The organism is Paraplanobispora takensis (genome assembly GCF_016863195.1).
In the GTDB taxonomy this organism is placed as follows: Bacteria; Actinomycetota; Actinomycetes; order Streptosporangiales; family Streptosporangiaceae; genus Planobispora; species Planobispora takensis.
The window spans coordinates 61,377-72,197 of the sequence record NZ_BOOK01000020.1 but is presented as its reverse complement, the minus strand read 5'-3'; the positions used below and the strand labels follow the sequence as shown (position 1 = coordinate 72,197).

Sequence of the window (10,821 nt, the reverse complement as noted above, 5' to 3'; positions counted from 1 at the left end):
GCATGACGCCTCAGGCGGGGCGCGCTGTGAGCGGTACGACGCCCCGGACGGAGCACGCTGTGAGCGGTACGACGCCCCGGACGGGGCGCGGAACCGTCCTCGTCCCCGCCGCCGGGGACGAAGGGACCACCCTCCTCACCGCCGGGGACGGGGGGACCGCCCTCCTCGCCGCCGGGGAGACGGCCGCGGGCGTCCCCTCGGTGCTGCACGTCGCGCAGCCGGTCGACGGCGGCGTGGCGGTCTACGTGGCCGCCGTCGCCGCCGACCAGGCGCGGCGCGGCTGGAACGTGGCCGTCGCCTGCCCCGGGCGCGGGCGGCTGCCCGCCGAGCTGGCCGCGCTGGGCGTGCGGTGGCTGGAGTGGGAGGCGGGCCGGTCCCCCGGCCCCTGCTGCCCGGGCGAGGCGCGGCGGCTGCGCCGCCTGGCCGACGGGTTCGGCCCGCACGTCGTCCACCTGCACTCCTCGAAGGCCGGGCTGGCCGGGCGCGCGGCGATCCGCGGCGCCGTACCCACGTTCTTCCAGCCGCACGGCTGGTCGTGGCTGGCCTCGCGCGGGGCGATGGCGGGGGCCGCCCTGGCGTGGGAGCGCACGGCCGCGCGCTGGACCGGCCTGACGGTGTGCGTCAGCGAGGGGGAGGCGGCGCTGGCCCGGGACGGCGGCCTGCGGGGGAACCTCACGGTCGTCCGCAACGGAGTGGACCTCGACAGGTTCCGTCCCGCCGACGCCGCCGGGAAGGCGCGGGCCCGCGAGATGCTCGGCGTGCCCGCGGACGACCCCCTGGTGGTGTGCGTCGGCAGGGTCACCCGGCAGAAGGGCCAGGACGTCCTGGCCGCCGCGTGGGAGCCGGTGGTGCGGCGGTGCCCGCGGGCCCGCCTGGCGATCGTCGGCGACGGCGACCTGCGGCCCGCCCTGCGGACCGGGCCGGGGATGCTGTTCACCGGCGCCGTCGACGACGCCCGGCCCTGGTACGCGGCGGCCGACGTGGTCGTCCTGCCCTCCCGCTGGGAGGGGCTGCCGCTCACCGCGCTGGAGGCGATGGCCTGCGGCCGCTCACTGGTCGCCTCCGGCATCCCCGGCCTGCGCGAGGTGGTCACCGGCGAGACCGGCGCCCTCGTCCCGCCGGAGGACGACCTCGCCCTCGCCGAGGCCGTCCTCCTGCGGCTCCTTCATCCGGAGCTCGCCCGCCTGGAGGGGGAGGCGGGGGCCCTCAGGGCGGCCGGCTTCGGCCTGCGGGACGCACTGGATCGCCTGGCGGCGCTGACCTCGCGCGCCGCGGGGATCGGCGGCACCCCGGGGCCGGGGGTCGGGTGCGGCGGCTCGCCGGGCGTCGGCGACTTCTCCGGTGCCTTCTCCGGCGATTCCTCCGGTGATTCCTCCGGTGACGGGGCCGCCGAGTCCCCGGACGACGGGAGCGGAGAGCCCTCCCCGGTGACCGGCGCGGGGGACCCCTCCGGGGACATCATGGCGGGCAGCAGCCTCCGGAAGACCCGGGAGGACCTCGGGTTGGCCGGGCACTGCCAGACCCCGTGCGGGCAGTAGTCGGAGATCGAGTGGTACACGACGTCGTGGGCGGAGATCCATTCGAGCATCCGGCGCATGTACCGGGGCCGGTCCCCCCGGCGGAACAGCCCCCACTCGGGGAACGAGATGGGCTTGCCGCGCGCCCTGGCGAACTCCGCCTGGAAGGCCATGCCGTACGGCTGGCCCACGTAGTCGGCGAACGTCTTTCCGTCCGGCTGGTCGTAGGTGTCCATGCCGACGATGTCGACCACGTCGTCGCCCGGGTAGCACTCGGTCCACGGGATGGCGTCACGGCCGCGGCTCGGCGCGAAGTCGAAACGCAGGCGCTGCCCCTCCACCGAGCGCATGGCCGTGACGATCCGCCGCCAGTAGGCCTTCCACGCCTCGGGGTCGGGCGCGCACCGGCTGGAGTAGGTCGTCCCGTTCATCTCCCAGCCGAGGACGATGATCGTGTCGGCCGCCCCGCCGGCGACCAGCCGGGAGGCCAGCCTGCGGAAGCCGGGGTCGAAGGCGCCCATCGCCCCCGCGTTGAGGAGCGCCGCCACGGCGCCGTCGGGCATGTCCACCTCGTTCGGCGCGACCATGGGGACGTTGACCGCCAGGATGCGGCCCGGCTCGGCCGCGCGCCAGCGCATCCAGGGCTCGAGGATGAAGTCCGGTCCCTGGAGGGCGAGCCAGTTCTCGCCGGGCAGGTAGGTCCGCCCGACGGTCGTCTTCACGCCGAGCCAGGACTCGAAGGCGGGCAGCCGCTCGACGCCGCGCTCGTCCGAGGCGAGGAAGACCCCGAAGCCGGCCTCCCCGGGGCCGTGCGAGTTCTCCGCGGGCCGGTCTGGACCGTCGTCCGTCCCTGCGGTCATGACGGGCAGGCTCCATATCACCGCGGAGACGACCAGTGCGGCGAGCGATCCGCAGACGTACGCCTTTCTGAATTTCATTGTCCTCATCCCCGTGCTGCCCGTTTCCGGCCCGGTGTACCCATTCGCCGGGCATATCATCCGGACCGGCCCCCGTTCCCGAGCCAAAGATACGCACAAAATCCGGTTCCGTGCCGCGCACGCAGAGGGAAAGTCGCTATCGGGGAGAATCCACCGATAGTTCGTACGGCGGTGCCGGAATTCCACCAATGGCCCGGCATGGCGGGCCCTCCGGCGACGAAAGGACTCCTGGAATGAGCGGCCGACGCAATGTCGAGACACCGAGCGTATATGGCGGAAATGTTCGATGAATGCCATCAATCCGGCGCAGGACGCCCGGCCGCACACGGGCCGCCCCATCCGGCTGGACCCGGACACCCCCGCCCTGGTGCTCCGCACGGACGACAACATCTTCCACCACGGCACGCTCGCGGCCATCCGCTCGCTGGGCCGGGCCGGGATCGAGGTGCACGCCGTACTGGAGGGCCGGCACGCCCCGGCCTCCCGGTCCCGCCACCTGGCCCGGATGCACCACTGGCCGGACACGCCGCGGACGCCCGAGGCCATGGTGGCCGCCCTGGAGTCGATCGCCGCGCTCATCGGGCGCCGCGCGCTGCTCATCCCGATGGACGACGCCGGTGCGATCTTCCTGGCCGAGCACGCGGCCGAGCTCCTGCCCCGGTTCCTCCTGCCCCGCCAGGTCCCGGCGCTGCCGCGCAGGCTCGCCGACAAGGCCGAACTGCACGCGGTGTGCGAGAACCTGGGCGTCGCCCAGCCCGAGACCCATGTGATCGCGACAGAGGACGACCTGGTGGCGGCCGTCTCCCGGCTCGGGCTGCCGCTGATCGGCAAGTGGGCCAGCCCGTGGCTGCTGCAGCCCGGCGCCGGGCTGCGCAGCACCACGACGGTCCGCACTCCCGAGGAGGCGGTGCGGCTGTTCGGGCGGACCTGCGGGCACGGCAGCCGGCTGCTGTTCCAGCGCCTGATACCCGCCGCCCCGGGGTCCGACTGGTTCTTCCAGGGCTACTTCGACCGGGAGTCGAGGTGCCTGCTCGGCGGGGCCGGCAGGAAGGAACGGGCCTACCCGCCCGGGGCCGGCCTGACGACGCTCGGCCGGTGGCTGCCCAACCCCCGCGTCGAGGCCGCGGCGCACCACGTCGCCGCCACCCTGGGCTACCGGGGGATCCTCGACCTCGACTTCCGCTACGACGCCGCCGCCGACGTCTATCACCTGCTGGACTTCAACCCCCGGCTGGGCGCCCAGTTCCGCCTGTTCACCGACGGCGCCGGCCTGGACCTGGTGCGCGTCATGCACCTCGACCTCACCGGCGAGCCCGTGCCCCCGGCCGGGGCCGCGCACGGGCGCACATATCTGGTCGAGAATTATGATGCTTTTCCCGCTTTTCATGAACGACGTGAAGGGGAACTCACCTGTCGCGGCTGGCTGCGCTCCCTGCGCGAGGCCGACGAGTTCGCCTGGTTCTCCGCCGACGATCCCAAACCCTTCGCGTCGATGACGCGGCAGATTCTGAAACGAGGCTTTACCCGCATCGCACGTCACCGCCGGAATCCCGCCTCTCCGTCGCGTTAGTATTCGGCGGTATTTCCAACCGGGGAATTCACCGGCAGGGCGATTTCCCTTTTTCAGGAAGCCGGCACCGACCGAGGAGAAACCATGCGTGCGCCGATGATCGACGTCGCCGTCATCGGAGCGGGGCCGTACGGCCTCTCCGTGGCGGCCCATGCCACCGCGGCGGGACTGGACACGCGCGTCTACGGCCGCCCCATGGAGGCCTGGGCGCGGCACATGCCGCGCGGGATGCTGCTGAAGTCGGAACCCTCCGCCTCGAACCTGTCCGACCCGGGCGGCGCCTACGGGCTGGCGGCCTACTGCCGGCCGCGGGACCTGTCGTGCTCCTACGGCGAGCCCATCCCCGTGGAGACGTTCGTCGACTACGGCCGGTGGTTCGGGTCCCAGGCCGTCGGCGACGCGCTCGACGCCACGCCCGTGGCCGCGATCAGCACCGACGGCGAGCTGTTCACCGTCGAGCTGGCCACGGGGCAGCCCGTCCTGACCCGGACGGTCGTCCTGGCCCTGGGCTTCCTGCCCTTCGCCCACCGGCCCGCCGCGCTCTGCGGCCTGCCCGCCGAGCTGGCCACGCACAGCTCCGAGCACCACGACCTGTCGGGCTTCGCCGACCGCGACGTCACCGTGGTGGGCGCCGGCCAGTCCGCGCTGGAGACGGCGGCGCTGCTGCTGGAGGCCGGAGCCCGGCCGCGGGTGGTGGCCAGGACCGGCGAGCTGGCCTGGAACACCGTGCCCTCCGCCGGTCGTTCGGCGATCGAGCGGATCCTGATGCCGCAGTCGGGGCTCGGCACCGGCTGGCGGTCGTGGGTCTGGTCCGAGCTGCCCGGCACGGTGCGCCACCTGCCGGCGGCGACCCGCCGCCACATCGTCCGCACGACCCTGGGCCCGGCGGGCTCGTGGTGGCTGAGGGACCGCTTCGACGGCCGGGTCCCGGTGCTCCTGGGCCGGACGGTGGCCGGGTCGACGCACCGCGACGAGGTGATCCTGACCCTGCGGGACGCGCAGGGCGGCCTCGACACGATCCGCACCGACCACGTGATCGCGGCCACCGGCTATCTGGTGGACGTCGAGCGGATGGGCGTCCTCGACCAGGACCTCACGCGCGCGATCCGGCGCACCGGGACCGCCCCGGCGCTGTCGAAGCACTTCGAGACCTCCGTCAGCGGCCTGTTCGTCGTCGGTCTGGCCGCCGCCGCCACCTTCGGGCCGGTGATGAGGTTCGTCCACGGCGCGCGGTTCGCCGCCGGCCGGGTCACCGACGGTCTGCTGTCCTCGTTGAAGTCCCGGCCGTCGTGCGCGGGCGCCCTCGCGCCGGAGGGGGACCTGCCCCGGCAGTACGCCGGCGGCTGAGCCCCGTACCTGCGAAGTGATGCGAATGTGACCAACCGGATGACCTGCGCGGGCGTCTCACCAGGAAGTCGTACGAACCCTGGGAGAGAAGATCATGAGGCCCGCTCCGGACGCGCCGGCACTGAACAGGCGCACGCTGCTGCGCATCGGCGGCATGGCCGCCCTGACCGCGGGGACCGCCCTGGCGGCGGGCACCGCGGCGCCGGCGCGGGCGGGAACGGCCGGGACGGCCGCGCGGACCGGTCCCCGGCCCGCGGACTGGAAGGCCCTGGGCCGCGGGCTGGAGGGCCGGCTCATCCGGCCCGGTGACGCCGCCTACGACACCGCCCGCCGGCTGTTCGACCCCGCCTACGACGGGGTCCGGCCTGCGGGCGTGGCCTACTGCGAGAACCCCTCCGACGTGGCCGAGTGCGTGAACTTCGCCCGCAGGCTGGACGTGCCGCTGGCCGTACGGTCCGGCGGCCACTCCTACGCGGGCTGGTCCACCCGCACCGGCCTGATCGTCGACGTCTCCCCCATGCGCGCGGTCTCCCACCGCTCCGGCCGGGCGACCGTGGGAGCGGGGGCCAAGCTCATCGACGTCTACGACCGGCTGGCGGCGCAGGGCGTGAGCATCCCCGCCGGATCCTGCCCGACGGTCGGGGTCAGCGGGCTCGCGCTGGGCGGCGGGATCGGGGTGGTGGCCAGGAAGTACGGCCTGACCTGCGACGTGATGGAGTCGGTCCAGATCGTCACCGCCGACGGCCGGCTGCTGGCCTGCGACGCCGACCACCACCCCGACCTGTTCTGGGCCAGCCGCGGAGGGGGCGGCGGCAACCTCGGGGTGGCGGTCTCCTTCGGCTTCCGGACCCACCCCGCGCGCGAGGTCACGGTGTTCTTCCTGCAGTGGCCGTGGCGGCGGGCCGTCAAGGCGGTGCAGGCCTGGCAGGCGTGGGCGCCGTCGGTCCCGGACGAGCTGTGGTCGACCCTGCACCTGAGCCGCGAGGGCGGGACGCAGGTGCAGGTCGCCGGGGTGTACCTGGGCGGCAGGGCCGACTGCGAGCGGCTGCTCGACCGCCTGGCCGACCGGATCGGCGCGACCTCCTCCAGCTCGGTCCGGCGCGTGTCCTACCGGCAGGCCATGATGATCATGGCGGGCTGCTCGAACCTGTCGGTCTCCCAGTGCCATCAGGGCGGCTCCCTGCCGGGGCGCACCGCCGACGGCCGGCTGCCGCGCGACCGTTTCTCCGCGAAGTCCCACCTGGCCTACCGGCCGATCCCCGAGGCCGGGGCGCGGACGCTGGTCGCCGAGGTGGACCGGCCCGGCAGCCACAGCGTGCTGCTGGACGCCCTCGGCGGCGCGGTCGGCCGGGTCCGCCCCGACGCCACCGCCTTCCCCCACCGGGCCGCCCTGTACAGCGTGCAGTACTACGCCCACCGCACCGGGGCGACGGCCTGGACCCGCCGGGCGCACGCCGCCATGCGGCCCCACTTCGGCGACCACGCCTACGTCAACTACGTCGACCCGGAGCTGAAGGGGTGGCGCAGCGCCTACTACGGCGCCAACGCCGGCCGCCTGGCCCGCGTCAAGGCCGCCTACGACCCCGGCCGCCTGTTCCGCCTCCCCCAGGGCGTCTGAGAGCGGACCGTGCGGGCGGGCCCGCGGAGGAGAGTCGCCCCTCTCCCTGCTCGCCGGGTTGTCCCGGGACACCGTCCCGGGACAACCGGGACCGGTGCGCGGGTACCGTGTGGCGACCGGACCCGGAGGAACAGTGATCACAGCGCCGCGCGTCGCGTGGGCGGCATGCGCCCTGACGACGCTCCTGATCGTCCTGTCCGTGGTCCTGTCCTCGCTCAACGGCTATCACCCGATCGTGCAGAGCCACCTGCTGCTGGTGGCGGCGTGCGCGCTGGCGGGCGGGCTGATCGGGGCGCACCGTCCCGGGCATCCGGTGGGCCGGCTGCTGGCGCTCAGCGCGTTCTGCTTCGCGCTCTACGAGGCCTGCGGCCGGTACGCGATCTACGGCGTGCCCGCGCCTGCCGGCGCCCCCGGGCAGGGCGCGCCGCTGCCCCTGGCCGAGGCCATGGCCTGGCCGCAGACCTGGTTGTGGATCCCGGCCAACATCTCCCTCGTCCTGGTCCCCCTGTTCTTCCCCGGCGGACTGCCCTCACCCCGCTGGCGCCGGTTCGTCCGGGTCGCGATCGCGGTGACCGTGCCGGCCGCGGCGGTGAGCGCGCTGCGGCCCGGCGTCAACGAGCAGGTGGGCGTGGGCCCTGGCGTGCCGAACCCGCTCGGGCTGGCGGCGATGGCGGGACCCGCCGAGATCGCGGAGACGACGGTGCTGGTCGTGCAGGCGGGACTCTTCATCGTGGGAGGGCTCAACCTGCTGGCGCGGGCGTGGCGCAGCACCGGCAGGGAGCGCGAGCAGATCAAGTGGCTGGCCTACGCGGTCGGGCTCGCCGTGCTGATCGCCAGCACGCGGCTGGCGGCGGGGCTGGCCGACGACGATCCCGGGCGCGTCTACCCGTCGGTCCACTCGGGCTGGGAGCTGGTCGGCGCGCTGGGCGGGACGCTCATCCCCGCCGGCATCTGCATCGCGATCCTGCGGCACCGGTTGTTCGACATCGACCTGGTGATCAACAGGACGCTGGTCTACGGACTGCTGTCGGGCTGCGTGACCGGCGGCTACGTGCTGGTGGTCGGCTATCTGGGCGCGCTCCTGCCCTCGGCGGACCTGCCGGCCTCCGTGCTGGCCGCCGGGCTCGTCGCCCTCGCCTTCGCCCCGCTGCGGCAGCGCCTGCAGACCTGGGTCAACCTGCTGATGTACGGCGAGCGGGACGACCCGTACGCGGTGCTCACCCGGCTCGGCCGCCGCCTGGAGGCCAGCGAGGAGCCGGACGCGGTGCTGTCCGGGGTCGCCCGGTCGGTGGCCGAGGCCCTGCGCCTGCCGTACGCCGCGGTGGAGACGGCCGCGGGCCTGCGGCACTCCTCCGGACCGGCCCCGGAGGAGCGCCGGGGACCGGCCCCCGGGGAGGAGGAGGGCCGGGGCGAAGGGCCGGCGGGCCGTCCCGCCGGCGGTCTGCTCCGGCTGCCGCTGGTCTACGACGGCGAGCGGGTCGGCGACCTCGTCCTCGCTCCCCGGCCGGGCGAGAGCAGGTTCGGCCGGCGCGACCTGGCGGTGCTGACCGACCTGACCCGGCAGGTCGCCGTGGCCGTGCACGCCGCCCGCCTCTCCGCCGACCTGCGGCGTTCCCGGGAGCGGCTGGTGATGGCCCGCGAGGAGGAGCGCCGCCGCATCCGGCGCGACCTGCACGACGGCCTGGGCCCCACGCTGGCCGCGCTCACCATGCGCGCCGAGACCGCCCACGACCTGGCCGAGGACGGCAAGGTACGGCGGCTGCTGGCCGACATCGTCGACGACGCCGAGGCGGCGATGACCGACGTGCGGACACTCGTGGACGGGCTGCGGCCTCCGGCGCTGGACTCCCTCGGGCTGCTCGGCGCCCTGCGCGCCCACGCGATCCGGCAGGCGCCCAGCCTGCGCGTCGCCGTGCGGGCACCGGACGAGTTGCCCGCCCTGCCCGCCGCCACCGAGGCGGCGGCCTACCGCATCGTGGCCGAGGCCCTGGCCAACGTGCGCAGGCACGCGGGGACGGCGGAGGCCGAGTTGCGCATCGAGGTGGCCGGGACGGCTCTCGTGCTGGAGATCCTCGACGACGGAACGGGAGCCGGCGCGGCCCCCGCCCGCGAGGCCGGCGGCGGCCGGGAGGGGGTCGGGCTGGTGTCGATGCGCGAGCGGGCCGCCGAGCTGGGAGGATCGTGCACGGTCGAGGAGCGGCCGGAGGGCGGGACCCGGGTGCGGGTGATGCTCCCGACGCGCATGGAGGGCAACGCCGGTGACCGGGACGCCGTTCCCGGCGGGGCAGGGGAGACGACGCCGGCGTCCGGCGTCGCTTCCGGCGGGGAAGACGAGGGGGCGCCGGTGAACGCCGCCGCCTCCGGCGAGGAGATCGGGGGGCACGGGTGATCAGGGTTCTGCTGGTCGACGACCACGCCGGGTTCCGCACCGGGCTGCGGGCCCTGCTGTCGGCGGTCGAGGACATCGAGGTCGCCGACGAGGCGGCCAGCGGGGAGCAGGCGCTGGCCCTCGTCGGGCGGGCGCAGCCGGACGTGGTCCTGATGGACCTGACGATGCCGGGCATGGGCGGGATCGCCGCGACCGAACGGCTGGTCCGCGACCATCCGCACGTCCGGGTGATCGTGCTCAGCATGGCCGACGACGACGACTCGGTCTTCGCGGCCATGCGGGCCGGGGCCCGCGGCTACGTCCTCAAGGGCGCGCGCAAGGCGGAGCTGGTGCGGTCCGTGCACGCGGTCGCCGACGGCGAGGCCATCTTCGGCCCCGCGATCGCCGCCCGGATGGCCGACTACTTCGCCGCGCGCGAGCGGAGCGGGCCCGACGCCCAGGCGCTGCCCGAGCTGACCAGGCGGGAACGGGAGATCCTCGCCCTGGTCGCCGGGCATCTCACCAACCCCCAGATCGCGGCCAGGCTCGGGCTGAGCCAGAAGACTGTGCGCAACCACGTCTCCTCGGTCTTCACCAAGCTGCAGGTGGCCGACCGGGCCCAGGCGATCACACGCGCTCGAGAGGCCGGTCTGTAGCGGCCGTCTGCGTCCACTGCGCCTGCGGCATCCGCAGCAGGCTCAGCGCGATCCAGCCGTAGGCCGCCAGGTGCAGCAGCGACCCGGTGGACTGCACGGCGGGCGACTGCTCCACGGTCAGGAACGGCACGAGCGTCCCTGCGATCGCCACGACCGGCACCCACCACGGGGCCAGGCGCGTCGCGGCCAGCCCGGCCAGCAGCGTGATCAGCCCGATGTGCAGCAGGAAGCCGGGCAGCAGCATGCCGTACAGGAATCCCCACAGCTCGCCGGCGCGCGCGGTCACCTGCTCCGCCTGGGCGTCGGGCAGGGACTGGGCCAGGGCCAGGTCGTAGAAGTCGGTGGTGAACAGGGTCAGCCCGTGCCCGGCGCCGATCAGCCCGAGCGCGGCGCCGATGATCCCGGTCCGGGGCGCGCGGTACTTCAGCAGGTGGGCCATGCCCAGCACGGCGGGGATGAGGCTGAGCGTCGCCCAGATGTAGAGCAGGGCGCTCACCTGTACGGCGTTCGCCTGCTCCCGGAAGATCGCGGGGTCGTGCTCGGCCCCGGGCGGGGCGGTGAAGAAGGCGAGGAACTCGAAGGCGGGCCAGGCGAGGAGGGCGATACCGGCCACCCACCGGCGGACCGAATCCGGATTTTTCATCATGTGGTCACTCAATCGGCACCATGTCCCAGGCCACATGGGCCGATGTCCGTTCCGACCGGGAGAAATGTCCCGGGCGGGAGATGAATGACCTCCGCGCGAAACTCGCGACTCCCCGGTGAAAGGGACGCGTCCGGTTCGAAAGGAACGTTCCCGGATTCACA

The 10,821-nt window shown here is 74.4% G+C and carries 7 protein-coding genes and 1 pseudogene; 6 read left to right on the top strand and 2 right to left on the bottom strand.

The genetic code is table 11. The features are described 5' to 3' along the window. Positions 1–2 precede the first annotated feature (2 nt). A pseudogene (locus Pta02_RS14730) lies at positions 3–1,142 on the top strand (glycosyltransferase); the annotation flags it as partial. A gap of 23 nt (positions 1,143–1,165) precedes the next feature. On the opposite strand, the gene Pta02_RS41195 reads toward Pta02_RS14730, so the two are convergent. Further along, positions 1,166–2,455, bottom strand: coding sequence for a glycoside hydrolase family 26 protein (locus Pta02_RS41195; protein ID WP_239130560.1), 1,290 nt, complete (start codon positions 2,453–2,455; stop codon positions 1,166–1,168). A 286-nt stretch (positions 2,456–2,741) separates the two neighbouring features. Here Pta02_RS41195 and Pta02_RS14725 point away from each other — a divergent pair, with 286 nt between their 5' ends. From Pta02_RS14725 to Pta02_RS14705, 5 genes are all read left to right on the top strand, one after another. Then, on the top strand, positions 2,742–4,025 hold the full coding sequence (locus tag Pta02_RS14725) for a carboxylate--amine ligase (RefSeq protein ID WP_203875367.1): 1,284 nt from the start codon (positions 2,742–2,744) through the stop codon (positions 4,023–4,025). An 84-nt stretch (positions 4,026–4,109) separates the two neighbouring features. Next, positions 4,110–5,372, top strand: a complete 1,263-nt coding sequence (locus tag Pta02_RS14720) for an NAD(P)-binding domain-containing protein (RefSeq protein WP_203875366.1) — start codon at positions 4,110–4,112, stop codon at positions 5,370–5,372. A gap of 94 nt (positions 5,373–5,466) precedes the next feature. After that, the gene (locus tag Pta02_RS14715; protein WP_203875365.1) at positions 5,467–6,990 is read left to right on the top strand and encodes an FAD-binding oxidoreductase; all 1,524 of its coding nucleotides are present in this window, start codon (positions 5,467–5,469) and stop codon (positions 6,988–6,990) included. Positions 6,991–7,123: 133 nt separating this feature from the next. After that, positions 7,124–9,379: a sensor histidine kinase gene (locus tag Pta02_RS14710; RefSeq protein WP_203875364.1), complete on the top strand. Its 2,256-nt coding sequence runs from the start codon at positions 7,124–7,126 to the stop codon at positions 9,377–9,379. After that, complete coding sequence (locus tag Pta02_RS14705; protein WP_203875363.1) at positions 9,376–10,014, top strand: response regulator; 639 nt, start codon at positions 9,376–9,378, stop codon at positions 10,012–10,014. Before Pta02_RS14710 ends, Pta02_RS14705 begins: the two co-directional genes overlap by 4 nt. On the opposite strand, the gene Pta02_RS14700 is transcribed toward Pta02_RS14705, so the two are convergent. Continuing rightward, the gene (locus tag Pta02_RS14700) at positions 9,986–10,660 is read right to left on the bottom strand and encodes a hypothetical protein (protein ID WP_203875362.1); all 675 of its coding nucleotides are present in this window, start codon (positions 10,658–10,660) and stop codon (positions 9,986–9,988) included. The genes Pta02_RS14705 and Pta02_RS14700 overlap by 29 nt on opposite strands. Positions 10,661–10,821 lie beyond the last annotated feature (161 nt).